Annotated in this window: 23 protein-coding genes and 3 tRNA genes; 15 read left to right on the top strand and 11 right to left on the bottom strand. The window is 68.7% G+C overall.

Going from position 1 to position 23,657, the window contains the following annotated elements; genetic code table 11:
- Genes V7004_RS04700 through purE form a run of 3 tightly spaced genes read left to right on the top strand, consistent with a single transcriptional unit; the run spans position 1 to position 2,959 of the window.
- Positions 1 to 1,281 carry an adenylosuccinate synthase gene (locus V7004_RS04700; protein ID WP_334142485.1) on the top strand — a complete coding sequence of 427 codons (1,281 nt, stop codon included), beginning with the start codon at positions 1 to 3 and terminating at the stop codon, positions 1,279 to 1,281.
- Positions 1,278 to 2,513 carry a phosphoribosylamine--glycine ligase gene (purD, locus tag V7004_RS04695; protein ID WP_334142484.1) on the top strand — a complete coding sequence of 412 codons (1,236 nt, stop codon included), beginning with the start codon at positions 1,278 to 1,280 and terminating at the stop codon, positions 2,511 to 2,513. The genes V7004_RS04700 and purD overlap by 4 nt, the downstream gene beginning before the upstream one ends.
- The gene (gene purE, locus V7004_RS04690; protein WP_208027496.1) at positions 2,510 to 2,959 is read left to right on the top strand and encodes a 5-(carboxyamino)imidazole ribonucleotide mutase; all 450 of its coding nucleotides are present in this window, start codon (positions 2,510 to 2,512) and stop codon (positions 2,957 to 2,959) included. The genes purD and purE overlap by 4 nt, the downstream gene beginning before the upstream one ends.
- Positions 2,960 to 2,994: 35 nt before the next feature.
- On the opposite strand, the gene V7004_RS04685 is transcribed toward purE, so the two are convergent.
- Positions 2,995 to 3,345: a hypothetical protein gene (locus V7004_RS04685; protein WP_334142483.1), complete on the bottom strand. Its 351-nt coding sequence runs from the start codon at positions 3,343 to 3,345 to the stop codon at positions 2,995 to 2,997.
- 206 nt (positions 3,346 to 3,551) lie between these two features.
- Here V7004_RS04685 and purB point away from each other — a divergent pair, with 206 nt between their 5' ends.
- From purB to purQ, 4 genes are read left to right on the top strand one after another with little or no spacing between them, the layout of a single operon-like run.
- Entirely contained in the window at positions 3,552 to 4,976 is a 1,425-nt protein-coding gene (gene purB, locus V7004_RS04680; RefSeq protein WP_334142482.1) for an adenylosuccinate lyase, read from the top strand.
- Positions 4,977 to 5,001: 25 nt separating this feature from the next.
- Complete coding sequence (locus tag V7004_RS04675) at positions 5,002 to 5,892, top strand: phosphoribosylaminoimidazolesuccinocarboxamide synthase (protein ID WP_334142481.1); 891 nt, start codon at positions 5,002 to 5,004, stop codon at positions 5,890 to 5,892.
- A gap of 4 nt (positions 5,893 to 5,896) precedes the next feature.
- Positions 5,897 to 6,163 (top strand): phosphoribosylformylglycinamidine synthase subunit PurS, encoded by a 267-nt coding sequence (purS, locus tag V7004_RS04670; protein WP_208027500.1) that lies wholly within the window; start codon positions 5,897 to 5,899, stop codon positions 6,161 to 6,163.
- Positions 6,160 to 6,873, top strand: coding sequence for a phosphoribosylformylglycinamidine synthase subunit PurQ (purQ, locus tag V7004_RS04665; protein WP_334142480.1), 714 nt, complete (start codon positions 6,160 to 6,162; stop codon positions 6,871 to 6,873). Before purS ends, purQ begins: the two co-directional genes overlap by 4 nt.
- Here purQ and V7004_RS04660 read toward each other — a convergent pair.
- Positions 6,854 to 7,243 carry a hypothetical protein gene (locus tag V7004_RS04660; RefSeq protein ID WP_334142479.1) on the bottom strand — a complete coding sequence of 130 codons (390 nt, stop codon included), beginning with the start codon at positions 7,241 to 7,243 and terminating at the stop codon, positions 6,854 to 6,856. The genes purQ and V7004_RS04660 overlap by 20 nt on opposite strands.
- A 367-nt stretch (positions 7,244 to 7,610) precedes the next feature.
- Between V7004_RS04660 and purL the strand changes: the two genes are divergently transcribed.
- The 3 genes from purL to purM are packed head-to-tail and all read left to right on the top strand — an operon-like array spanning position 7,611 to position 12,491.
- Positions 7,611 to 9,848 carry a phosphoribosylformylglycinamidine synthase subunit PurL gene (gene purL / locus V7004_RS04655; RefSeq protein ID WP_334142478.1) on the top strand — a complete coding sequence of 746 codons (2,238 nt, stop codon included), beginning with the start codon at positions 7,611 to 7,613 and terminating at the stop codon, positions 9,846 to 9,848.
- 19 nt (positions 9,849 to 9,867) lie between these two features.
- On the top strand, positions 9,868 to 11,448 hold the full coding sequence (purF, locus tag V7004_RS04650) for an amidophosphoribosyltransferase (RefSeq protein WP_334142477.1): 1,581 nt from the start codon (positions 9,868 to 9,870) through the stop codon (positions 11,446 to 11,448).
- A 38-nt stretch (positions 11,449 to 11,486) separates the two neighbouring features.
- Positions 11,487 to 12,491 (top strand): phosphoribosylformylglycinamidine cyclo-ligase, encoded by a 1,005-nt coding sequence (gene purM / locus V7004_RS04645; protein WP_442968009.1) that lies wholly within the window; start codon positions 11,487 to 11,489, stop codon positions 12,489 to 12,491.
- Positions 12,492 to 12,535: 44 nt separating this feature from the next.
- Here the strand turns inward: purM and V7004_RS04640 are convergent, their stop codons facing one another.
- Entirely contained in the window at positions 12,536 to 12,871 is a 336-nt protein-coding gene (locus V7004_RS04640; RefSeq protein WP_334142475.1) for a hypothetical protein, read from the bottom strand.
- A 2-nt stretch (positions 12,872 to 12,873) separates the two neighbouring features.
- The gene (locus tag V7004_RS04635) at positions 12,874 to 13,635 is read right to left on the bottom strand and encodes a ParA family protein (protein ID WP_334142474.1); all 762 of its coding nucleotides are present in this window, start codon (positions 13,633 to 13,635) and stop codon (positions 12,874 to 12,876) included.
- Between the two features lie 94 nt (positions 13,636 to 13,729).
- Here V7004_RS04635 and pyrE point away from each other — a divergent pair, with 94 nt between their 5' ends.
- From pyrE to V7004_RS04620, 3 genes are read left to right on the top strand one after another with little or no spacing between them, the layout of a single operon-like run.
- On the top strand, positions 13,730 to 14,290 hold the full coding sequence (pyrE, locus tag V7004_RS04630; protein WP_334142473.1) for an orotate phosphoribosyltransferase: 561 nt from the start codon (positions 13,730 to 13,732) through the stop codon (positions 14,288 to 14,290).
- 46 nt (positions 14,291 to 14,336) lie between these two features.
- Positions 14,337 to 15,749 carry an NAD-dependent malic enzyme gene (locus V7004_RS04625; protein WP_334142472.1) on the top strand — a complete coding sequence of 471 codons (1,413 nt, stop codon included), beginning with the start codon at positions 14,337 to 14,339 and terminating at the stop codon, positions 15,747 to 15,749.
- Positions 15,746 to 16,483: an HAD family hydrolase gene (locus V7004_RS04620; RefSeq protein WP_334142471.1), complete on the top strand. Its 738-nt coding sequence runs from the start codon at positions 15,746 to 15,748 to the stop codon at positions 16,481 to 16,483. The genes V7004_RS04625 and V7004_RS04620 overlap by 4 nt, the downstream gene beginning before the upstream one ends.
- Before the next feature lie 22 nt (positions 16,484 to 16,505).
- Here the strand turns inward: V7004_RS04620 and V7004_RS04615 are convergent, their stop codons facing one another.
- The 4 genes from V7004_RS04615 to V7004_RS04600 form a co-directional block, all read right to left on the bottom strand.
- The gene (locus tag V7004_RS04615) at positions 16,506 to 19,151 is read right to left on the bottom strand and encodes a DUF4062 domain-containing protein (protein WP_334142470.1); all 2,646 of its coding nucleotides are present in this window, start codon (positions 19,149 to 19,151) and stop codon (positions 16,506 to 16,508) included.
- Positions 19,152 to 19,550: 399 nt separating this feature from the next.
- Positions 19,551 to 19,626, bottom strand: a tRNA-Phe gene (locus V7004_RS04610).
- A 29-nt stretch (positions 19,627 to 19,655) separates the two neighbouring features.
- Positions 19,656 to 19,733: transfer RNA gene (locus V7004_RS04605), tRNA-Asp, on the bottom strand.
- A gap of 17 nt (positions 19,734 to 19,750) precedes the next feature.
- A tRNA-Glu gene (locus tag V7004_RS04600) sits at positions 19,751 to 19,823 on the bottom strand.
- A 139-nt stretch (positions 19,824 to 19,962) separates the two neighbouring features.
- On the opposite strand from V7004_RS04600, the gene V7004_RS04595 reads away from it, so the two are divergent.
- Positions 19,963 to 21,447, top strand: a complete 1,485-nt coding sequence (locus tag V7004_RS04595; protein WP_334142469.1) for a hypothetical protein — start codon at positions 19,963 to 19,965, stop codon at positions 21,445 to 21,447.
- Positions 21,448 to 21,470: 23 nt separating this feature from the next.
- Here V7004_RS04595 and V7004_RS04590 read toward each other — a convergent pair whose 3' ends face one another.
- Genes V7004_RS04590 through V7004_RS04580 form a run of 3 tightly spaced genes read right to left on the bottom strand, consistent with a single transcriptional unit; the run spans position 21,471 to position 23,199 of the window.
- A complete protein-coding gene (locus tag V7004_RS04590; RefSeq protein ID WP_334142468.1) occupies positions 21,471 to 21,941 on the bottom strand; it encodes a DUF2017 family protein in 471 nt (156 codons plus the stop codon).
- Positions 21,938 to 22,237: an ATP-dependent Clp protease adapter ClpS gene (gene clpS / locus V7004_RS04585; protein ID WP_334142467.1), complete on the bottom strand. Its 300-nt coding sequence runs from the start codon at positions 22,235 to 22,237 to the stop codon at positions 21,938 to 21,940. Before clpS ends, V7004_RS04590 begins: the two co-directional genes overlap by 4 nt.
- Positions 22,234 to 23,199, bottom strand: coding sequence for a COX15/CtaA family protein (locus V7004_RS04580; protein ID WP_334142466.1), 966 nt, complete (start codon positions 23,197 to 23,199; stop codon positions 22,234 to 22,236). The genes clpS and V7004_RS04580 overlap by 4 nt, the downstream gene beginning before the upstream one ends.
- A gap of 131 nt (positions 23,200 to 23,330) precedes the next feature.
- Between V7004_RS04580 and V7004_RS04575 the strand changes: the two genes are divergently transcribed.
- The coding region (locus V7004_RS04575; RefSeq protein WP_334142465.1) for a UbiA family prenyltransferase at positions 23,331 to 23,657 on the top strand (327 nt) is incomplete at its 3' end.

Below are 23,657 nucleotides of genomic sequence, written 5' to 3'. Positions count from 1 at the left end.
GTGCCTGCGACCGTCGTCGTCGGGACCCAGTGGGGCGACGAGGGCAAGGGGAAGTTCACCGATCTCGTCGCCAAGGAGATGCACCTCGTCGTCCGCTACCAGGGCGGACACAACGCGGGGCACACCATCGTGGTCGACGGCGAGAGCTTCGCCCTCCAACTCGTGCCGAGCGGCATCCTCTACGACCACATCACCCCGGTGATCGGCAACGGGGTGGTGGTCGATCCGCGGGTGCTGCTCGACGAAGTCGACATGCTGGAGCGCAAGGGCGTCGACACCAGCCGGCTGAAGGTCAGCGGCAATGCCCACCTGATCCTCCCGTACCACCAGGAGATCGACCGGCTGACCGAGCGCCGCCTGGGGAAGAACAAAGTGGGCACCACCAAGCGCGGGATAGGCCCGGCGTATGCGGACAAGGCGGCGCGTGTCGGCCTGCGGGTGCAGGACCTGCTCGACCCGAAGATCTTCCGCCAGAAGCTCGACGTGGTCCTCAAGGAGAAGAACGCGGTGCTGGCCAAGGTCTTCAATCAGCTCCCGCTCTCCGCCGACGAGATCGCCAGCCAGTACCTCGAGGAATGCGCCCCGCGCATGGAGCCGATGATCGCCGACACGGTCGCGCTGGTGCACGAGGCGCTCGAGGCCGGCCGGCATGTGCTGCTCGAAGGCGCCCAGGCGACCTTCCTCGACCTCGATCACGGCACCTACCCGTTCGTGACCTCGTCGAACCCCGTGGCCGGCGGCGCCTGCACCGGCGCCGGTATCGGCCCCCGCTACATCGACCGGGTGATCGGGGTGGCCAAGGCCTACGTGACCCGGGTCGGCTCCGGGCCGTTCCCCACCGAGCTGCTCGACGAGGTCGGCGACCTGCTGGTCGAGCGTGGAGGCGAGTACGGCACCAACACCGGTCGCCGTCGCCGCACGGGCTGGTTCGACGCGGTGATGCTCCGCCACGCGGTACGCCTCAACTCGCTCTCGGAGCTGGCGTTGACCAAGCTCGACGTCCTCGACACGCTGCCGGAGGTCAAGGTCTGTGTGGCCTACGAGCTCGATGGTGAGCGCTTCGAGCACCTGCCGTACCACCAGTCCGTCCTCCACAAGGCGACCCCGATCTACGAGACGCTCCCCGGCTGGACCACCGATCTCTCCTCGGTCACCGAGCGCCGCCAGCTCCCGTCCCACGCGCTGGACTATGTGGCCTTCCTCGAACAGCAGGTCGGGGTGCCGATCCGGTTGGTCGGGGTCGGTCCCGGGCGCGACCAGTTCCTCCACTTCGCAGCATGAGAGCTGTCGTCGTCGGATCCGGTGGCCGGGAGCATGCACTCGCCCACGTGCTGTCGCGCACGGCTGAGGTGGTCGTGACCCCGGGCAACGCCGGCATCCCCTGGTCGATCGCCGCGCCGCCGGAGGAGCTCGAGGCCGACCTGTTCGTCATCGGCCCCGAAGCCCCACTCGTCGAGGGCCTCGCCGATCGTCTCCGCCGCCAGGGCAAACGGGTTTTCGGCCCAGGAGCCGACGGCGCACGACTCGAGGGCTCCAAGGCCTGGATGAAGGAACTGCTGGTCTCCGCCGGGGTGCCCACCGCCCGGCACGGCACGTTCAGCGAGCCCGAGCCGGCGTTGGCCTTCCTGGAGAGCCTGCCGGGGCTGTACGTCGTCAAGACCGATGGTTTAGCTGCCGGCAAGGGGGTGGTGGTCACCGAGTCGCTGGCCGAGGCCCGCGAAGCGGTGCGCGGCTACCTGTCGGGCGAGGCGTTCGGCGACGCCGGACGCACCGTCGTGATCGAGGAAGGCTTGCGTGGGCCGGAGCTGTCGGTGCTCGCGATCTGTGACGGCCGTACCGCCGTGGCACTCGAGCCCGCCCAGGACTTCAAGCGGGTCGGCGACGGTGACCGGGGCCCGAACACCGGCGGCATGGGTGCCTACTCACCGGTACCCGTGGCCGGTCCCGGGATCGTGGCCAGAGTCATGGAGCAGGCCATCGAGCCGACGGTGGCCGCCCTGCGGGGCCGCGGCATCGACTACCGGGGTGTGCTGTACGCCGGTCTGATGCTCACCGCCGAGGGTCCCAAGGTCTTGGAGTACAACGTCCGTTTCGGTGATCCCGAGACCCAGGTGGTGCTCCCCCGGCTCCGCAGCGACCTCGCGACGCTGCTGGCCGAAGCTGCCGACGGCTCCCTGCGGTCGATCCCCGAGTTCGACGATGGCGCTGCGGTCACAGTGGTCTGCGCGGCGGAGGGCTATCCGTTCGCTCCCCGTCTGGGGGACCCGATCAGCGGGCTCGACGACGCCAACGCGATCGAGGGTGTCACCGTGTTCGCAGCGGGGGTGCGCGCCGACGTCGGCGGCGGGCTGGTCACCGCAGGGGGCCGGGTGCTGTCGGTCACCGGTCAGGGACCGAACTTGGCGTCGGCGCGGGCCCGCGCCTATGAAGCCGTGTCGAAGGTGCGTTGGCGCGGGATGCACCATCGTACCGACATCGCCGAACGGGCAGCGAACGAGGAGATCGATCGATGAAGGTCGCCGTGCTGATGGGATCCGCGTCGGATCAGGACAAGATGCGCCCCGCATCTGAGACCCTGGCCCGCTACGGCATCGAGGCCGATGTGCGCGTCCTCTCCGCGCACCGGAACCCCGATCAGGTGGTCGAGCTGGTGTCGTCTGCCCGAGAACAGGGCTACGTGGCCTTCATCTGCGGAGCTGGGATGGCCGCCCACCTGGCTGGGGTGGTGGCGGCGCACACCACCTTGCCGGTGGTGGGGGTGCCGCTGTCGGGCGGCGCGTTGAACGGCGTCGACGCGCTCTACTCGACGGTGCAGATGCCCAAGGGCATCCCGGTTGCCACCGTCGCGGTCGATGGAGCGATGAACGCCGCGTTGCTCGTGGTCGAGATGCTCGCCATCCGCGATGCGGAGCTGGCCGAGAAGCTGGCGGAGCACCGGCGGGAGATGGCGGGAGGGTGAGCGCAGCGAAGGTGTCGGGGCTCGGTTGCCGGCTGTCAGAACGCGACCCGTTCGCCGGAGCTCGGCAGGTGCTCTTCCAGCCAGTCCGGTGCGGCCGGCGCGCCCGGGCGGTCGGGGATCGACCAGTCCACCTCGACCGGCTTCACTTCCACCTTCTGCTTGGCCCTGGCTTTCTCCGCCTTCTGCCGTTCCTTGAGCCGACGCTTGATCTCCCGCTTGGGTCGGGGAGGGTACGCCGCGTTCGATCGCACGCCCGATGCGGCGAGCGCGCACGGCACGCAGTAGGGCGGCTGTTCACGGCCGAAGGAGTAGACGAGGCACTCCGCGCAGAACTCGTAGCCACAGTTCCGGCACAGATCGACCGCCGCTTCGAACTGGTGGCGCATGCATCGCTCTTCCATACCGCTCGACCTCTCGGACCGGCTCCGGAACGTTCCTTCGGCGGCTGCTCACACGCAGCCGTCCCTCCATCTGCAGCTTCGACCGGTGATCGGCCTCTCTTTACGGTTCGACCGCGTTCCAGGCGCAAATGGGCTGAATGGCCTATGCCGTCCCGGTGGCTGGTGACCCTGCGTGGCGGGAGGGGCGGTCGATGAGCGAAGTCCCCAACGTCCTGGCAGCCCGCTATGCCAGCCGACCGCTGGCCGAGCTGTGGTCACCGCGCCAGAAGGTCATGCTGGAGCGCGAGCTGTGGCTGGCCGTGCTGACCGCGCAACGTGATCTGGGCGTCGAGGTTCCAGACGAGGCCATCGAGGCCTACCGGGCGGTCATCGACCAGGTCGACCTCGAATCGATCGCCGAGCGCGAGCGTCGAACTCGCCACGACGTGAAGGCCAGGATCGACGAGTTCACCCAGCTCGCAGGCCACGAGCACATCCACAAAGGCATGACCTCGCGCGACCTGACCGAGAACGTGGAGCAGCTGCAGGTGCGGCGCTCGCTCGAGCTGGTGCGGGAACGCGCGGTTGCCGCCCTCGCCCGGCTGGCCGAGCTCGCCGGTGAGCACGCGGCACTCGTCATGGCTGGTCGCACCCACAATGTCCCCGCACAGGCCACCACCCTCGGTAAGCGGTTCGCCAACGCCGGTGAGGAGCTGCTGGTGGCCTTCGAGCGGCTCGAGGCGCTGATCGAGCGGTATCCCCTGCGCGGCATCAAAGGACCGGTCGGAACCCAGCAGGATCAGCTCGAGCTGTTCGGTGGTGATGCGGCCAAGGTCGCCCAGCTCGAGCAGCTCGTCGCTCGCCACCTCGGCTTCGAGCGGGTGCTGGCCAACGTCGGCCAGGTCTACCCGCGCTCACTCGACCTCGACGTGGTGTCCTGTCTGCTCCAGCTTGTGGCCGCGCCCTCGAGTCTGGCGCTCACCATCCGGTTGATGGCCGGCCACGAGCTCGTCACGGAGGGATTCCGGGAGGGACAGGTCGGCTCGTCCGCCATGCCGCACAAGATGAACACCCGATCCTGCGAGCGCATCAACGGGTTGACCACCGTGTTGCGTGGTCACCTGACGATGGTGGCGGCCCTCGCCGGCGATCAGTGGAACGAGGGGGACGTCAGCTGCTCGGTGGTGCGACGGGTCGTGCTCCCCGATGCGTTCTTTGCCACCGACGGGGTGTTCCAGACCCTGCTCAACGTGCTCGAAGAGTTCGGGGCCTACCCGGCGGTCATTGAGCGCGAGCTGCGGCGCTACCTGCCGTTCCTGGCCACGACCAAGGTCCTGATGGCCGCCGTCCAGCGCGGGGTGGGGCGGGAGCAGGCGCACGAGGTCATCCGGGAGCATGCGGTGGCCACGGCGCTGGCCATGCGGGAGCAGGGCGCACAGGCCAACGATCTGTTCGACCGGTTGGCCGGCGACGACCGTCTCGGTCTGGCGCCGGCCGACCTGGAGGCCGTCCTGGCGGAGCCGCTGGCGTTCGTGGGCGCGGCGCCGCAACAGGTGGCCGCCTTCATCGCCGCGGTCGAGCCGGTCGTCAGCCGCTTTCCCGGCGCCGCCGGCTACCGACCGGAGCCCATCTTGTGAGCACAGCATCAGTGGAGGAGGACCCGTGACCGAGCTCAGACATCTCTACAGCGGCAAGGTCCGCGACATCTACGAGCTGGACGAGGATCGCTTGCTGCTCGTCACCTCGGACCGGATCTCCGCGTTCGACGTCGTCATGGCCGAACCGATTCCCGACAAGGGCCGGGTGCTGACCGCGATGTCGGCCTTCTGGTTCGAGCATTTCGCTGACGTGGTACGCAGTCACCTGATCTCCACCGCGCTCGACGACCTTCCGCCTGAGTGTCGCAAGCCCGAGTGGGAGGGCCGCACGATGTTGTGCCGCCGTGCCGACATGCTGCCGATCGAGTGCATCGTTCGGGGCTATCTCACCGGCTCTGCATGGAAGGAGTACCGCAGTGCCGGCACCATGCACGGCACGCCGCTGCCCGACGGGCTCCTTGAGTCCTCGCAGCTCCCGGAGCCGGTGTTCACCCCGTCGACGAAGGCCGAAGAAGGGCACGACGTCAACATCTCGTTCGACGATGCCGTAGCGCTGGTCGGGGCCGAGCTGGCAGAGCGAGCCCGGGCCATCTCCCTGGAGCTGTACTCGAGGGGTGCGGCGTGGGCGGCGGAGCGCGGCATCATCATCGCTGACACCAAGTTCGAGCTCGGTCTCGTCGACGGCGAGCTGGTGGTGGCCGACGAGGTGCTCACCCCTGACTCGTCCCGTTTCTGGCCCGCCGATCAGTGGCACCCGGGATCAGCTCCTCCGTCATTCGACAAGCAGCCGGTGCGCGATTACCTCGACGCGCTCGACTGGGACAAGCAACCACCGCCCCCCCCGCTTCCGGACGATGTGGTGAAGGCGACCCGCGACCGTTACGTCGAGGCCTACGAGCGCATCACCGGCCGGTCGTTCGATGACTGGCCCGGGGTGAACCGAGTGGGAGCGTGAGCGGATGCTGTTCTCGGTGCAGGTCGAAGTCCGGCTGCGGGACGGGATCGCCGACCCGCAAGGAGCCACCATCGAACGGGCGCTTCCCACGCTCGGTTTCCCTGGGGTGCGCGATGTGCGGGTCGGTAAGAGCATCCGTTTCGTCATCGAGTCGGTGGATGAGGCCGCGGCGCGAGCAGAGGTGGAAGACATGTGCCGGCGGTTCCTCACCAATCCGGTGATCGAGGATTCGTCGATCCATCTGGAGCCGGTGGGGGTGACGACGGCGTGAGCGCCCGTGTGGGGGTGGTGCTGTTCCCGGGGTCCAACTGCGAGCACGACGTCGTGGAGGCGGTGGAGGCCCTGGGCGGACGAGCTGACATCCTGTGGCACGGGGATCCGTCGTTGCACGGGGTCGATGCGGTCGTGGTGCCCGGGGGCTTCGCCTACGGTGACTACCTGCGCCCTGGGGCCATCGCCCGCTTCTCACCGGTGATGTCAGCGGTGCGCGAGTTTGCCGACGCCGGTGGGCCGGTGGTGGGAATCTGCAACGGTTTCCAGGTGCTCACCGAGGCTGGGCTGCTGCCGGGCGCGTTGCAGAAGAATCGGGGGCTGAAGTTTCTCTGCCGCACCGTAGAGCTGCGAGTTGAATCGACGAATTCGGTGCTGACGTCTGCGGTGGAGGCGGGTGCGGTGCTCCGGGTGCCGATCAATCACTTCGAGGGCAACTACACCTGCAGCCCAGAGATCCTGGCAGAGCTCCGAGACGAGGACCGGGTGATCCTTCGTTATGTCGACAACCCGAACGGGTCGATCGACGACATCGCGGGTATCTGCTCGGCCGGGCGAAACGTGGTGGGGCTGATGCCTCACCCGGAGAGGGCGAGCCATCCGCTGCTCGGGAGCACGGACGGCCTGCCCTTGCTGCGCTCGTTGCTCGATTCGGCCGAACGGGCGGACTCGACCGCATCGAGCGGGGCCCTCAGGCCGAGCCCCGGGTGATGCCGGCCGCCTGCAGCGTGGACGTGGGAACGCCGAGCTCGCGCCAGGCTGCGTAGCTGATCCCTTTGCGTTCCGAGTAGTCGCGGGCGACGGCCACGAAATCGGCCTCGAGTGCTGCGAGGTCGACCTTCTGATCGGCGGCCTCGAGCTGCTTCTGCAGGTTGAGACGCTCCTGCACGAGCTGCAGGCGCTTCAGCGGGTCGGCCGACGGCAGTGCACGTTCGATCTGCTCGAGCCGCCTTTGCATGGACTCGGTCGTTCGCTTGCGACCACGCTTGGGCTTGTTCGCTTCGAGGGCTTCGAGATACCGCCGGACCTTTCTCCCTTGTTCGCGCCCTTCTGCCAGTGCGGCCTTGTGGGTATCTGACATCTTCTTCGAAGCCTTCTTTGACGGTGCCATTTCACTATGCAAGCAGACCAGGAAATAGAGAGCAAGGACTCGACTCCATGCGAATTCGAGCTCGTCACACGCGGTATGACCGTTGGCTTCGCATGTCGAGGTGGAGATCCCACGCAGCAACCCGGTCTCATCCCACCCGCCAGCGAGCCATCGTTCTGGCCTGTCAAACGCGTGCTGGGGCACGCGTTTGACAGGCCGGTTCGGGAGGTGTCCGGTTCGGGAGGGTGTCGCCACCTTCGTGGTCCGCCTCCTTCGTGACCCCGGCGCCGGCGTCTCGGGCCGCGTCGGAGAGCCGGTAGCGTGCGGGCGAGGCGATGTCCGCGCACCGGGAGCACACATGGCTGAGTCGATCCATCGCTCGTTGGGCCTGACCGACGGGGAATACGACGAGATCGTTCGGATACTCGGGCGTGCGCCGAACCACCTCGAACTGGCCATGTACTCGGTGATGTGGTCGGAGCACTGCTCCTACAAGTCCTCCCGTATCCACCTGAAGCGGCTGCCGACCGAGGGTGAGGCGGTGCTGGTGGGACCGGGTGAGAACGCTGGCGTGGTCGACGTGGGCGACGGCATCGCGGCCGCCCTGCGCATCGAGAGCCACAACCACCCCTCCGCCATCGAGCCCTACCAGGGGGCGGCCACGGGGGCAGGCGGCATCCTGCGGGACATCTTCACCATGGGGGCTCGGCCGATCGCCCTCATGGACCCACTGCGGTTCGGCTCTCTCGACGACGCCCGGAGCCGCTGGATCGCCGAAGGGGTGGTGAGCGGCATCTCCGGCTACGGCAACTCCGTAGGCGTGCCCACCGTGGGAGGCGAGACCGTCTTCGACGAGACCTACGCCGAGAACCCGCTGGTCAACGTGCTGTGTCTGGGGCTGCTGCCGGTCGACCGGCTGGTGCTCGGCCAGGCGACGGGGGTCGGCAACCTCGCCGTGCTGCTCGGGGCGACCACCGGCCGTGACGGCATCGGTGGCGTCAGCGTGCTCGCCTCGGCGGGCTTCGGCGATGCCGAGTCGGATGAGGCGAAGCGCCCGAGCGTCCAGGTGGGCGACCCCTTCGAGGAGAAGCGTCTCATCGAGGCCTGCCTGGAGCTGCTCGACCGGGGTCTGGTCGTCGGCATCCAGGACCTCGGCGGCGCGGGGTTGACCTGCGCGACGAGCGAGACGGCGTCGCGGGGCGGCATGGGCATGGACGTCGACGTCCGGTCGGTGCCGCTGCGCGAGGAGGGTATGGAGCCCTTCGAGATCATGACCTCCGAGTCCCAGGAGCGGATGCTGGCCATCGTCGAACCGGACCATCTCGATGAGGTCCTCGAGATCTGCCGTCGCTGGGAAGTGCGGGCCAGCGTGGTCGGCAAGGTCACGCCCGGGCCGGCCACCGGGGACCACGACGGCGGCCGTCTCCGGATCCTCGACGGCTGGGACGGGGAGGTCCTCGCTGACATCCCCGCCGCCTCCCTCCATGAGGACGCCCCCCTCTACGACCGGCCGTGCACGGCGCCGGTCTCCTTCGACGAGCACCTCCGGGTGCGCTCGGCCGCGCCGCTGCCGGACTGCAAGGACCCGGCCGGCGACCTGCTCGACCTGCTCACCGACACCTCGTGGGTCTGGACTCAGTACGACCACCAGCTCTTCCTCAACACCGTCGAGGGCCCGGGCGGTGACGCCGTGGTGCTACGCCTGAAGCACCCTCGCACTGGCGTCGACACTGGCCGGGGGCTCGCGCTCACCACTGACGGGAACCACCGCTGGTGCGCGGTCGACCCCCGCGCCGGGACGGCGCTGACCGTCGCCGAGTCGGTGATGAACCTGGCTTGCGTCGGGGCCCGCCCGGTGGCGGTGGTCAACTGCCTCAACTTCGGCAACCCCGAGCATCCCGAGGTGATGTGGCAGTTCTCCGAGGCGGTGGACGGCATGGCGGAGGCATGCCGTGTGTTCGGGCTGCCGGTGATCGGCGGGAACGTGAGCTTCTACAACGAATCGAGCGGCGCCGACATCGACCCCACCCCGGTCATCGGGATGCTCGGGCTGATCGATCGGCTCGACCGCCAGCCACCCGGCGTGGGGTTCGTCGAAGGAGGGCGTCTGCTCCTGGTCGGCGTCACCCAGCCCGAGCTGAGCGGCAGTGCGTGGGCGCGGGCCAAGGGACACCGTGGCGGGCACCTGCCGGCGCTCGACCACTCCCACCACCTGGCGGTGGCCGCGGTGGTGCGCACCCTGGTGGCCGGTGGCCTGCTGGCGGGGGTGCACGATGTGTCCAGCGGCGGACTGGGGTTGGCTCTGGCGGAGATGGCGGTGCGCTCGGGCATCGGCTTCCAGGCGGCTCGGATCGCCGACCATCGGGAGCTGTTCAGCGAGTCACCGTCGAGGGCGGTGCTGTGCGTCGTCCCCGAACTGGTGGGCACGGTCGAGAACGTGTGCGCCGAGGCCGGCGTTCCGGTGCAGCGCATCGGGGTGGCCACGGGCGACCGGCTCTCGGTGAAGGGGTTGCTCGACGTGGGCCTGGAGGAGGCGACAGGTGCGTGGCGTGACCGCCTCCCGGTCGCCCTGGGCTCAGGCACGACCCAGGGCTGATGCCGCCTATGCTGGACGGGTGAGCCAGCCCGCCCATGACGCGCTCGCTGAGGACGGCGTGCGCTCCGGCTCCGAAGGCGACGGCGACACGCCGAAGGAGGCGTGCGGCGTGTTCGCCGTGTACGCACCGGCTCAGCCGGTCGCCCACCTGTCCTACCTCGGTCTCTACGCCCTCCAGCACCGCGGCCAGGAGTCTGCGGGCATGGCGGTCAGCGACGGCCAGACCATCACCGTCGTGAAAGACATGGGTCTGGTGTCGAACGTGTTCGACGAGCGCACCCTGGCGGCGCTCGACGGCCACCTGGCCATCGGCCACACCCGGTACAGCACCACGGGTTCGAGCACGTGGCGCAATGCTCAGCCGGTGTATCGGGACGTGGGCGAGCACACGTTCGCCTTGGGGCACAACGGCAACCTGGTGAACACGGAGGCGCTCGCCGACGAAGCAGGCATGCTGCCCGGCACGGTGACCAGCGACAGCGACCTGGTGGCCGAGCTGCTCGCCGCCGAGCTGGCCCGGGAGCCCTACCAGTCCTCCGACGGCCGAGCCTTGGAGCGGGCGCTGACCAGGGTCCTCCCCCGGCTCCGCGGCGCGTTCTCGTTCGTTCTCATGGACGAGGGTCACGTGATCGGCGTGCGAGACCCCAACGGCTTCCGCCCGCTGTGCCTCGGCAAGCTGGACCACGGTTGGGTGCTGGCCTCGGAGACCCCTGCGCTCGACGTGGTGGGCGCCCACTTCGTCCGTGAGCTCGAACCGGGCGAGATGGTGGTCATCGACGCCACCGGCTGCCGGTCGGTTCGGGTGTTCCCGCCGGAGGAGATCGATCCGAAGCTCTGCCTCTTCGAGTTCGTGTACTTCGCCCGCCCCGACAGCATGCTGTACGGCCAGGGCGTGCATGCGGCTCGGGTTCGCATGGGCGAAGAGCTGGCCGACCAGGCTCCCGTCGACGCCGACATGGTCATGGGCGTTCCCGAGTCGGGCCTGCCGGCAGCCGAGGGCTACGCACGGCGCAGCGGCATCCCCTTCGGTCAGGGGCTGGTGAAGAACCGCTACATCGGACGCACCTTCATCGCACCGAACCAGTCGATGCGCGCGCTCGGCGTGCGCATGAAGCTCAACCCTCTGCGTGAGAACATCGCCGGCAAGCGCCTGGTGGTGGTCGACGATTCGATCGTGCGCGGCACGACGACCCGGGCGATGGTGCAGATGCTGCGCGAAGCGGGAGCCAGGGAGATCCACCTGCGGGTGTCATCCCCTCCCTACAAGTGGCCGTGCTTCTACGGCATGGACACCGGCCAGCGTGGCGAGCTCGTCGCGGCGAGCCTGAGCGTGGAGGAGATCCGCGACTACATCGGCGCGGACACCCTCGCCTACCTGTCCCTCGACCGGCTCATCCACGCGACGGGTGCGGTGGGAGCGGGGTTCTGTACGGCATGTCTCACCGGCGTCTACCCGGTTGCGGTCCCCGACCAGCTCACGAAGACCGTGCTCGAGCCGGCGACGCCGGCCGCCCCCGAGCCGCAGGCGGTGACTCTCGGTGCGGTGTTCGAGTCCGATGTCGGCCTTCCCGCCAGGCAGGCGGCGGGCATCGAGGAGTGACACCCGCCGGGATGGGGGAGACCTACGAGTCCGCGGGTGTGAGCATCGACGCGGGCGAGGAAGCCGTCGAGCGCATCAAGGACAAGGTCCGCTCCACGTTCCGTGCCGAGGTGATCGGGGACATCGGTGGCTTCGGTGGGCTGTTCGCCTTCGACCCGTCCCGCTACCGCCAACCGGTCCTGGTCTCGTCCACCGATGGTGTGGGCACCAAGGCGCTGGTGGCCCGGGCCGCCGGCCGGTTCGACACCATCGGTGTCGACCTGGTCGCGATGTGCGTCGACGACCTGGTCTGCCAGGGAGCGGAGCCACTTTTCTTCCTCGACTACATCGCGGTCGGCAGGCTCGACCCCGATCACATCGAGCAGCTCGTTGAGGGCGTGGCGGAAGGCTGCCGCCAAGCAGGGTGCGCGCTCATCGGCGGTGAGATGGCCGAGCACCCCGGCGCGATGGAGCCGGGTGAGTTCGACCTCGTCGGGTTCGCCGTCGGGGTGGTCGATCGTGACCTGCTCGTCACCGGCGAGCGCATCGAGCGCGGCGACGTGCTCATCGGATTGCCGTCGACCAACCTGCGCTCCAACGGCTACTCGCTCGCTCGCCGCATCCTCTTCGAACGTGCCGGCCGAACGCTCACCGACCCCGCCTTCGACGGTGCGCACCACTCGGTGGCCGACGAGTTGTTGAAGCCTTCGGTGATCTTCGCGCCGGCGGTGCGGGCACTGATCGGGACAGTCGAGGTGCGGGGCGTGGCCCACGTCACCGGCGGCGGCATCCCGGGCAACCTGGCTCGGGTGTTGCCCGGCAACGTCAGCGCCGTCGTGGACCGGGGGGCCTGGGAGCCACCACCGATCTTCGCCGAGCTGCAGCGCCTCGGTGAGGTCAGCGATGCCGAGATGGCGAAGGTCTTCAACCTGGGCATCGGCATGATCGTCGTGGTGCGGGAGCAGGACGCGTACCGGTCCCTCGATGTGCTGCGGTCGTTCGGGCACCGGGCGTCGATCATCGGCCAGGTCGTCGCCGGCGACGGCTCGGTCGAACTCGTCTGAACCCACCCTGACCGTCTCGAGCCGGGAGGGCGTCTTCGTTCTGGTCAGCCGTTCCAGTCGATGGCACACCACTGGTGGCGGTGGCACGCGGGGCAGCGCATCCAGTGCGGGTACCGGCGGGCCGGCAGCCAGACCGAGATGCTGAGCAGGCGGACGCCGACGTCGACGAGGCTCACCCGGGTGCGGGCCAGGCACGAGGAGCAGGCCACGACCACGGTGCCCACCTGCCTCGGGCCGCTGGAGTACAGCGCTGCTCGCCCTTCCTTCTGGTTCCCGGGACCGAGTTGATCGCGGGCGGCCTGCACCGGAGCGGAGAAGAGCGCGTGCTTGCCGGTGGGGTCGATGCGCCGGCCGCGGTGAGGCCTTCGGGTGCCGTCCACGGTCAGTGCACCGCGGCGGCGACGAGTTGGGGAGCGAGCTCGCGGTAGGCACCCGCCACCTTCGAGGACGGCGCGTGGGTGACGATCGACGCGCCGAGTGCGGGGGCTTCGGCGACGCGCACCGACTTGGGGACCGGCGGATCGAGCACCCGCAGGCCGTAGTGCTCGCGCACCGCGTCGACCGTGCGACCCGCGAGTTTGGTGCGCCCGTCGTACATGGTGGCGATCACGCCCAGGATCCGCAGCTCCGGGTTGGTGTAGGCCCGTACGTCTTCGATGGTCTGGAGCAGCTGGCCGACACCACGATGGCTGAGCGTCTCGCACTGCAGGGGGACGAGCACGTCGTCGGATGCCGTGAGCCCGTTGATGGTGAGGATGCCGAGCGAGGGTGGGCAGTCGATCAGCACGACGTCGTAGTCGTCCTGCACCGACGAGAGCGCGCGGCGCAGCACGTACTCCCGGCCGGTGCGGGAGAGCAGGTGGATCTCCGCCCCGGCGAGATCGATCGATGACGGGAGGAGGTGGAGGTCACCGACCTTGTGCAGAGCCTCGGCCACCGAGGTTCGCTCAAGCATGACGTCGTGCATCGACAGCGGGAGCGAGTCCGGGTCGATGCCGTTGGAGAACGTGAGGCAGGCCTGAGGATCGAGATCGGCCAGCAGGACGCGCTGTCCCTGCTCGGCGAGGGCGACGCCGAGCGCGTGCGCTGAGGTGGTCTTGGCGACGCCGCCCTTCTGGTTCGCCAACGCGATGACCCGTGCCATGTCTTCGGGAGTGTATGAGCGTCCCCTGGAGAATCACAGTGTGGAGGCGCGTTCTGGAATGTCCCCGCGATCACGCTTGGTAGCGTCGACCGCGATGCGTGGCTCCGCCGAACATGACGCACTCGTCAGGCACCTGCTCGAGTACTCGGTGAAGCGCGGAACCTTCACGTTGAAGTCCGGTCGGGTCAGCAGCTGGTTCATCGACTCCAAGCAGACGATCTGCCGTCCAGAGGGCATCGTGTTGATCGCGGACCTGGCACTGCCGCTGATCGACGATGACGTCACCGCCATCGGAGGCTTGACCCTCGGGGCGGATCCGGTCGCCTACGGCATCGCTGCCATCGGCGCCACCCGAGGCCGCCGGCTGCGGTCCTTCACCATCCGCAAGGAGGCCAAGGACCACGGCATCGAAGGGCGGTTGGCCGGGCCGCTGCTGCCGGGGGACAGGGTGGTCGTCACCGAGGACACGGTCACCCGCGGTACGTCGCTCCTGGAGGCCGCTCGGGTGGTCCGTGAGCTCGGCGCGGAGCCGGTGATGGCCTTGGCGGTGGTCGACCGGGGCGGCACCTGCGCGGCGATGGCCGCCGCCGAGGGGATTCGATTCGAGGCGCTGGTCACCGCGCCGGAGCTGGGTTTCGACTACGAGGGCGGCTGAGGGACCGGTTGGGGAGCGACCGAGTGGCTCCGCTACCGTCGTGAGGATGTCCGAGACTCCGACCGCTGCGTTCTCGCTTCGCATCCGCGTGCGCTTGGCCAACCAGCCCGGCACGCTCGGCCGACTGGCGGTGGCGATCGGTGAGGTAGGGGGGAACATCGCCGCGCTCGAAGGTTTCGAGGCCAAGCAGAGCCACCTCGACGAGGACATCATCGTCAACTGTTCCTCCGAGGCACACCAGCAGGCGGTGCTGGAGCACATCAGGGGTCTCGAGGGCATCGAGGTGCTGGAGTACGACGATCGCACCTTCGCCATGCACGAGGGAGGCAAGATCGAGGTCCTCCCGCTGATGGCCGTCGGCGACCGTGACGACCTCTCCATGGCCTACACCCCCGGCGTGGCGAGGGTGTGCAAGGCCATCGAGGCCGATCCGTCGCTGGCGCACGAGCTGACGATCAAGAAGAACACCGTGGCCATCGTGAGCGACGGGACCGCGGTGCTCGGCTTGGGCAACATCGGACCGCAGGCGGCCATGCCGGTCATGGAGGGCAAGGCGCTGCTCTTCAAGGAGTTCGCCGGTGTCGACGGGTTCCCCATCTGCATCGACACGTCCAGCGCGGACGAGATCGTCGAGACCGTCCAGCGCATCGCCCCCACCTTCGGTGGCATCAACCTCGAGGACATCGCCGCCCCGCAGTGCTTCGAGGTCGAGGAGCGACTCAAGGAGCTGCTTGACATCCCCGTCTTCCACGACGACCAGCACGGCACTGCGGTGGTGGTGCTCGCGGCGCTGAACAACGCCCTCAAGATCGTGGACAAGAAGATGGCCGACATCAGCGTGGTCATCGCCGGGGTGGGAGCCGCCGGGGTGGCGTGCGCCAAGATCCTGATGGAGGCCGGTGTCGCCCAGGTGGTGGGTGTCGACCGCAAGGGCGCGATCTGGGCCGGCCGCGACGACCTGAACCCGGCGAAACGCTGGTTCGCCGAGCACACCAACCCCGACAAGTTGCAGGGCACCCTCGCGCAGGTCCTGCCCGGGGCGGACGTGTTCATCGGCGTGAGCGGCCCGAACCTGATCACCCGTGACGAGCTGGCCACCATGGCCCACGATCCGGTGGTCTTCGCCCTCGCGAACCCCGACCCGGAGATCCGCCCGGAGCAGGCTGCGGGGATCGCGGCGGTGATCGCCACCGGGCGCAGCGATTACCCGAACCAGATCAACAACGTGCTCTGCTTTCCGGGCATCTTCCGTGGCGCGCTGGATGCCGGAGCCACCCAGATCACCGAAGGCATGAAGCTGGCCGCTGCCGACGCGATCGCCTCGGCGGTCGGCGACGGCGAGCTGGCGCCCGACTTCATCATCCCGTCGGTGTTCGACAAGCGGGTCGCGGTGCTCGTGGCTCGCGCAGCTGCCGAGGCCGCGGTGCGTGATGGAGTGGTCCGCCCAGCCCGCGCATGATCGGGCCCGTCGACGTCGTCACGTTCGACTTCTGGAACACGCTCGTCGTCGCGCAGACCGAGGGCACCCGTGAGCGGCGACGCTCCTCCCTGCTCGCCGTGCTGATCGAGCACGGCTATGACGACATCTCGGAGGAGACCCTCGACGGGGTGTTCGACCAGACGGTGCGAGCGTTCAACGAGGCGTGGCAGTCGAACCGGCAGTTCACCGCTCGCGATGCTGCCGAGCACGTGGTCAGGTCGTTGCCGCGCGACCTCTCGACTCAGGCCCGTCTGGCCCTCATCGAGGCGTTCGTGGAAGCGGGCAGCGGTGTGGACGTCCAGCTCGCGCCCAACGTGGCGACGACGCTGGCCACGCTCGACGACGCTGGTGTCCGGCTGGGCATCATCTGCGACGTGGGCATGACGCCCTCGACCGTGTTGCGCTCCTACCTCGAGCGCCATGACGTGCTGCGCCACTTCGACCACTGGTCCTTCTCGGACGAGGTCGGGGTCTACAAGCCGGATCCTGTGATCTTCCGGCATGCACTCGAGGGGCTCGGCGAGGTCGATCCCTCCCGAGCGGCGCACGTGGGAGACCTGCGGCGCACCGACGTGCGGGGTGCGAAAAGCATGGGCATGACGGCCGTGCGATACCGGGGGGTGCAGGACGATGCCGGTGATGACGCGCACCAGATCGAGGCCGACCACGTGCTCGACGATCACGCGGACCTACCGTCGGTGCTGGGCCTCTAGCTCCTCGGCGCCGGCGGCGCGCTCACCACTCGGTCCCCAGCACCTCCTGGACCAGCTTCTCGAGCGGTGTGCTGCGTCCCTCACGCCAGAGACGATCGAAGTTGGCGTCGCCCAGCGAGTTGCGCAGGGGTGGGAGGCTCTCCTCGAAGAGCGGGCGGAGGAAGGGCAGTACGGTCATGCCATTGGCCTCCCGCTGGATCTCGGCTGCACCGTGCATCCTGACTGCCAGCTCGTCGTGCCCCTGGGGTCCGGCGATGCTGGCCAGGAGTCCGAGGCTCTCGGCGAGCCCACGGGTGTCCCGCAGGGACCAGCGCAACGACAGGCTCTCGAGCAGGGGCCCGACTGCCTGGGGGGCCTCGTCCTCGAACAGGTACAGCACCGCCAGGCTGAACTGCGCCCACGCCATACCCCATGGCTGGAAGATCTGCCGGCTCAGCTGGAGTGACTGCTCGAGCAGGTGCCGCATCTGCTCGGTGTCGCCTCGGAGGAACGCCACGTACGCCAGGCCGAACAGATTCCATCCTTCGAGGAAGACGGCCTCGTTGCGGCGGGCGATGCTGAGACCTTCGGAGAAGAGCTCCTCGGCTCGGTCGGCCATGCCGAGGCTGAAGGCCACGTTGCCGATCTGCGCGAGGGTCCAACCCAGCTCGAGCTCGTCGCCACCGGCCCGCACCATCGGAAGGCCTTGGTCCATCAACCGCATGGCCTCGTCGAAGTCCCCCAGGAGCGCGATCTGCCACGCCAACGAGCAGAGAGCTGCCCCGCGGGTCGAGGACGCTTCGGACGTGGAGATCGCGAGGAGTTCGCGGAGCCGTTCTGCCCCCTCACGCATGCGACCCCGCACGTCCCAGAACGGCCAGAGGCGTGTGGCGATACGCAAGCCGAGTCCCGAGTCACCGGCGCCAGCGGCGTGATCCAGTGCGGTGCGGATGTTGTCGAGCTCGCGCTCGAGGACCTCGAGCCATGCGGCCACATCCGGCCCGCTGAAGCCCAGCCAGCTTCTCTCTGCCAGCTCGGCGCACCATTGGAGGTGGCGATCCCAGATCGTCTCAGCTTCGCCGGACGCAACGAGCTGCTCCACCGCGAACTCGCGGATCGTCTCGAGCAGGACGAAGCGGCTGTGGCCGGTGGCCGCGTCGCCGGTGCTGGTGACGAGCGACTTGTCCACCAGCCCGGCAAGGACGTCGAGGACCGCCAGGGAGTCGAGCTCGTCCGAGGAGCAGACCGCTTCCACTGCGTCGAGGCTCGCCCCAGCGGCGAACACCCCCATGCGTCGGAAGAGGCACTGCTCCCGCTCGTCGAGCAACCCGTGGCTCCATGCGATCGCTTCTCGTAACGTGCGATGACGTTCCGGTGCATCAGGCGAGGCGTCACCCAGTCCGTCGAGACGGCTGTCGAGGCGGTCGAGCAGGTCGGTCGGGGTGAGCACCCGTAGGCGCGCTGCCGCCAGCTCGAGAGCCAGGGGGAGCCCGTCGAGGCGCCGGACGATCTCGGCGACCGCGCCCGCGTTCGTCGCATCCAACGCGAAGTGCGGACGCACCCGCCTTGCTCGCTGTACGAGCAGCTCGACGCCCGACGCGGTGGCGACGGCATCGACGTTGAGGTTCTCATCGGAGGGGACGTCGAGGGGAAGGAGCGGGTACTCGTGCTCCCACTGCAGGTGCAGCGGTTGGCGGCTGGTCACCACCATGTCCACGTCACGGGTCGCGGCGAGGATCTGGCTGATCGACGGCGCTGCGTCCATGACGTGTTCGAAGTTGTCGATGACCAGGAGCCGATGGTCGTCGTCCAACACGGTTCGGATCGCGTCGATCAGAAGGCGGGCTCCCGCGTCGCGGATGCCGAGGTTGGCCGCGATGGTAGGGAGCACGAGGGCCGCGGATCGTAGGCCGGTGAGGTCGACGAAGGACACAGGTGTGCGATGGAGGTCCCGGAACCGGTGACCGAGCTCGACCGCGAGACGGGTCTTCCCGCTGCCGCCTGGCCCGGTGATCGTGACCAGTCGCACGGCCGGCTGGTCGAGAAGATCGGTGATCGCTGCCATCTCGACGTCGCGCCCCACCAGCGGGGTCGGGGGAAACGGGATGGTGCCCGCGTCCTCGATCGGGGTGACGTCGTCGTCCGGGATCGAGATCCGAGCTCGAGCTCGCTCGGGCGTCTCCAGCCGTGTCCCGGCGAGCATCGTGGCCTCGAACCGTTCGGTCAACATGATCGCCAGGTCGTTCTCGATGAGCTCGCGCAGTTCGGTCGGGTCAGAGAAGGTGCGGTAGGAGGTCGAGCCTTCGTCGCGGATGCGCTCCAGCAGCGCGTCGAGGGCGGCCTCCCGCTGTGGTGCCGGGTTCTTGATGTAGACGAGCTTCGGGTGTTCAGCAGCGAGCTGCCACTCGTCCTCGAGCCCGGAGATCTCCATGTCGGGGGCCACCCACCCGTAGCGTTGCCAGTAGAGACCGATGAAGACGTGGCTCTGAGCGAGATACGCGCGGTACAGGTCCTGGGGAGGGTGTGGCCGCGCGCCGAGCTCGAACATCACCGGGGTGAGATGGAGGTGGACGATCGCTTCGCGGGCCGCGGCGCGCTCGGTCGCCAGTTCCTGCAGGGTCGAGCTGACGAAGACCCGGAGCCGCTGGTCGGGTGTGCGGATCAGCGGCATCGACTGCGGCGAGTTCATCCGGCACCGCCCCCCTCGTGCTCGTCACCTTCTGCTCGCAGGCACCAGCCAGGACATTGAGGACCCGTGGCTGGCTGACCGCTCCGGCGCGAGTCTTGCCCTTCGACCGGTCGCTGCACCACATCCGAGCCCGGAGGCGGTTGACGACCAGCGCCGAGCCGATCGGCACCGGTGATCGGGTTGGACGCCGCGGGACGAACGCAGCTTCAGCTGCCTCCGCCCTGGCTCGTCGTCGGTGCACGTGGTCTCGACGGTGAACCTTTGCCGTTGATCGTCAGTGGCCCGGCAGTGATGATCGGGGCGCCGCTGGACGGCTCGCCGCACTGGTCGAGCGGGTAGGTCAGCCCGCGGCCGAGGTTGATGGTGTGCGGGCCGGCACCCACCGAGTTGATGTCTGCGTGGTGGTCGGGACCGGCGTCGATCCGGTGACCTTCCGCTTTTCAGGCGGACGCTCTGCCAACTGAGCTACCCGACCGTGCCACCGTGGGGCGGTGCCCACGGTGGTGGCGGTCCCGACGGGATTTGAACCCGCGACCTCCGGCTTGACAGGCCGGCGTGCACTCCAAACTGCACCACGGGACCTCGATGTGGAGGTCTTGCACCCCCAACGGGATTCGAACCCGTGTTACCTGCGTGAAAGGCAGGCGTCCTAGGCCGCTGGACGATGGGGGCTCCGCTTCCCTTGAGGGCCGAGTCACCATAGCAGCCGCCCCGGGTGCCCCCTCAACGAGAAGCGGCGTTGGCTACGGTGGAGCGACCTCCCGGGAGCACCATGAGCGACCAGCAACCCCTTCCGCCGTTCGATCCGCCGATGCAGCCACCCGAGATCGGCGGGGGCGAGCCTCCGGTGCCCGGAGCTTCCCCCCCGTCAGCGCCGGCGGGCGAGGGAGGCGGTGGTCGGACCCGGTGGCTCCTGCTCGGGCTGGCGGTGCTGCTGTGGGGCGTGGTGGTCGGGGGCGCGATCGTCGGGTGGCTCGTACTGCGAGAGGACACACCCGCCTACCCCGATGCCTGGGACGATCGGGTGGCGGCCATCGTGGCGTTCGTCGAGGACGAGCGAGGACTCGATTTCGAGCACCCCGTGTACGTCGACTTCCTCCCCGAGGACGAGTTCCGGGAGAAGGTCACGACCTCGAAGGACGAGCTCACCGACGAGGATCGGAAGGAGATCGAGCAGGCCACCTCGCTCCTGCGTGCGCTGGGGCTCGTCGAGGGCGACCTCGACCTGTTCGAGGAGCAGAACCAGCTCAGCGGCGACGCGACCCTCGCCTTCTACGACCCCGACACCAAGCGGGTGACCGTCCGTGGCACCGAGCTGACCCCGTCGGTCGAATCCACGCTGGCCCATGAGCTCACCCACGCCCTCCAGGACCAGCATTTCGACCTCGAGGCGGTGAGGGAAGAGGCGGGCGAGGACCGCGCCCTGGTCTATCGGGCCTTGGTGGAAGGCGACGCCATGAACGTCCAGCAGGCGTTCAACCAGTCCGAGCTGACCCGCACCGAGCGACAGGAGGTCGAGCGGAAGGATCAGGAGGCGGGCGATCGCGCCTATACCGGCCGGGAGCCTGCACTGGTCGCCTTCATGGCCGCGCCGTACGCCATCGGACCGACATTCGCCTCGCTCGTGGAGGCCGATGGCGGGCGTCGGGCATTGGACCGCTTGTATCGGGAGGGTCTTCCCGACGAGGTCGCCCTGTTCGACCCCACCCGCCTCGATGACGAACCGCTGGAGGTCGAGCTCCCCTCGGTCCCCGATGGCGCGGAGAGGATCGACGACGGGGAGTTCGGCACGTTCGGCTGGTTCGTGGTGCTCGCAGCACGACTGGACGGGCAGGAGGCGCTCGCTGCGATCGACGGGTGGGGTGGGGACTCGTACGTGAGCTACGACGACGGGGGGCGAGTGTGCGTCGAGGCTCGCTATCGAGGGACGAACCGGAAGGCCACCGAGGCGATGGAGGGCCTGCTCGACGAGTGGGCGGCATCGATGCCGAGTGGGGCTGCGTCCGTGGACTCTTCGGGCGACGTGGTCGAGCTGCGGTCCTGCGATCCCGGTGGGGACTCCACCGCCAAGCCCAACGACGTCGTAAAGGCACTTCAGTATCCGGTGGGTAGGCTGGTCACCGCCCAGCAGCTGCTCGATCAGTACCGCGGGCAGTTCGATCTCGACCAGGTTTGGTGTGTATCGAAGCGAATGTTCGACGAGCTCACGCTCGAGCAGCTGAACAGCACGACCCCTGACCCCGAGCTGATCCGGGAGGTCCAGAACCTCACCCTGTCGTGTCTTCGCGGTGGCTGAGGCCCGCTGGCCCGGCCCGAAGATCAGTCGGCGCTGAGTGCCTGCACGATCCGTGCGAGCAGCGCCGAGAGTACGTCGTACGCGAGATAGGCGCCGTAGTCAGGATCGTCCTCGTCGATGTCGGGTCGCCAGTCGTCCTCGGTGATGTCCAGACGGGTCCCGAGCACCAGGCGCAGGGCATTCACCGCGGTCATCCACTGTGTCAGCTCATCGGTCGACAACGTCGACGCCTTCGCCGTCTGCTCGATGGTCCGGAGCGCAGCCAGGTGCTTCGCTCGCAGCTCGTCGCGCACCATCTGCTGGTAGAAGGCCTCTCGTTCCGCGTCGTGCGGATACGCCGGGGGGAACAGTCGGCGGACGATGACGTCGTCGGTCCCCCGGGCCAGTAGCTCTCGTAGCTCCCTGCACAGACCGATCAGGAACTGGCGCTCGATCGCGCTGGCGAGGAGCTCGAAGTTCCCGTCGGGGCGTGCCACGAGCAGCAATCCAGTCAATCCTGCTGCATGGTGGCCCACAGGCCGTGTTCGTGGAGACGGAAGACGTCCAGTTCTGCCTTCTCTCGCGAGCCGCTCGACACCACGGCCTTGCCCTTGAAGTGGACGTCGAGCATCAGCTTCTCGGCCTTCTCGTGCGAGTAGCCGAACAGTTTCTGAAAGACGTAGGTGACGTAGTCCATCAAGTTGATGGGATCGTTCCACACGATCACGACCCACGGGCGCTCGACCTCGGCCTCATCGCCCAGATCCGGCTCGTCGACCTCGACCGGCGCCGTCAGCGGTGCCGGGCTCATCCTCGGACCGCGGCCGGGTGCACCGGCAGTGGGCGATCCGCGCGGAGATCGACGCCCGTCGGGAGGGCGGGCTCCGCCCGGGTGAACAGCGCGAGATGGAAGCGGAGGGCCGCGATCCACACCACGACCGCACCGACGACGTGGAGGCCCACCAGCAGCGGTGGCACGCCCGTGAAGTACTGGGTGTAGCCGATCACGCCCTGGGTCAGGATCGCGCCGACGAGCACGGCGCCTCGACGGCGTACGCCGGTGGGTACCCCGGCGCGGTAGGCACGCCACAGCATCGTGATCGCGAGACCGAGGAACAACCAGGCGGCAATGGCATGGAGCCGGGTCACCTCGGAGATCTCGAGCGCCAGGCGTGCGGCCCGCTCGTCACCGCCGTGCGGGCCGGTCGCGGTGACGATCGTTCCCGCCACCACGACCGCGAAGGCCGCGGCCACCATCGCTCGACCGAGCACGATCGTGCTGGTGGGAACGAGGGGACGGGTGGCAGGTGCGGGATGCGATGCCCGCTCGTGGAGCACCACCGCATTCCACAACAGCACGATCGAGAGCAGGAAATGCCCGATCACCGACACCGGGGCGAGATGGAGGAGCACCACGATCCCGCCGAGCACGATCTGTGCCAGCACTCCCGCTACGAGCCCCAGCGACCACCAGGTGAGATCTCGACGTCTGGGCTCGCGCACCAGCGAGCCGAGCACGGCCAGGATCACCGCGACCGATACCACCCCGGTGATCGTGCGGTTCACGAACTCGACCATCGCGTGGTACTCGAGTGGTGCGACGAATTGCCCCTGCTCGCAGGTCGGCCAATCGGAGCACCCCAGCCCGGAGCCGGTGAGGCGCACGGCGGCACCGGTCACGACGATGAATGCCAACGCCAGCAGGGCGAGCAGCGTGATGCGCTGGTAGGCCTGCGGCGACAGGGGGGGCAGGCGCCGGCGCGGTGCGTGCACGTCTCGATGCTACGGCTCAGGCGCGGCGAGCCCAAAGCCCCGGGGGTGGTGGGATCACCGGCCTTTCGGGATCGGGCCGGCCGGCAGGCGGTTTCGCCGTGCGGGGTGGACCGCTCTACGCTCGGAGGGCCATGGCCACCACCGCCGCTCCCCCGGCCAGCCTCACCTGGCAACGCCGTGTCGGGGCGTACGTGGCGCTGACCAAGCCACGGATCATCGAGCTCCTGCTCGTCACCACCGTTCCGACCATGATCGTGGCCGAGCGAGGCCTGCCTTCACTGGGATTGATCATCGCCACGGTCGTCGGGGGCACGCTGGCGGCGGGCGGGGCCAACGCCGTCAACATGTACGTCGATCGCGACATCGACGCGGTCATGCAGCGGACCAAGAACCGCCCGCTCGTCACTGGGGCGGTGGCACCGCGCCAGGCGCTGGCCTTCGCGGTGGCGATCGAGGTG

It is taken from the genome of Rhabdothermincola sp., from assembly GCF_036846205.1.
GTDB lineage: Bacteria > Actinomycetota > Acidimicrobiia > Acidimicrobiales > Acidimicrobilacustridaceae > Rhabdothermincola.
The sequence above is the reverse complement of the archived record's forward strand: the minus strand, read 5'-3'. Positions and strand labels throughout refer to the sequence as shown.

Bases quoted from the DNA above. Each gene is read 5' to 3' on its own strand.
- V7004_RS04625 (WP_334142472.1), top strand. From the start codon at position 14,337: ATGTCCGAGACTCCGACCGCTGCGTTCTCGCTTCGCATCCGCGTGCGC.
- purB (WP_334142482.1), top strand. From the start codon at position 3,552: ATGAGCGAAGTCCCCAACGTCCTGGCAGCCCGCTATGCCAGCCGACCG.
- V7004_RS04620 (WP_334142471.1), top strand. From the start codon at position 15,746: ATGATCGGGCCCGTCGACGTCGTCACGTTCGACTTCTGGAACACGCTC.
- V7004_RS04615 (WP_334142470.1), bottom strand. From the start codon at position 19,151: ATGAACTCGCCGCAGTCGATGCCGCTGATCCGCACACCCGACCAGCGG.
- V7004_RS04635 (WP_334142474.1), bottom strand. From the start codon at position 13,635: ATGGCACGGGTCATCGCGTTGGCGAACCAGAAGGGCGGCGTCGCCAAG.
- V7004_RS04660 (WP_334142479.1), bottom strand. From the start codon at position 7,243: ATGTCAGATACCCACAAGGCCGCACTGGCAGAAGGGCGCGAACAAGGG.
- V7004_RS04595 (WP_334142469.1), top strand. From the start codon at position 19,963: ATGCAGCCACCCGAGATCGGCGGGGGCGAGCCTCCGGTGCCCGGAGCT.
- V7004_RS04685 (WP_334142483.1), bottom strand. From the start codon at position 3,345: ATGCGCCACCAGTTCGAAGCGGCGGTCGATCTGTGCCGGAACTGTGGC.
- purD (WP_334142484.1), top strand. From the start codon at position 1,278: ATGAGAGCTGTCGTCGTCGGATCCGGTGGCCGGGAGCATGCACTCGCC.
- clpS (WP_334142467.1), bottom strand. From the start codon at position 22,237: ATGAGCCCGGCACCGCTGACGGCGCCGGTCGAGGTCGACGAGCCGGAT.
- purL (WP_334142478.1), top strand. From the start codon at position 7,611: ATGGCTGAGTCGATCCATCGCTCGTTGGGCCTGACCGACGGGGAATAC.
- pyrE (WP_334142473.1), top strand. From the start codon at position 13,730: ATGCGTGGCTCCGCCGAACATGACGCACTCGTCAGGCACCTGCTCGAG.
- purE (WP_208027496.1), top strand. From the start codon at position 2,510: ATGAAGGTCGCCGTGCTGATGGGATCCGCGTCGGATCAGGACAAGATG.
- purS (WP_208027500.1), top strand. From the start codon at position 5,897: ATGCTGTTCTCGGTGCAGGTCGAAGTCCGGCTGCGGGACGGGATCGCC.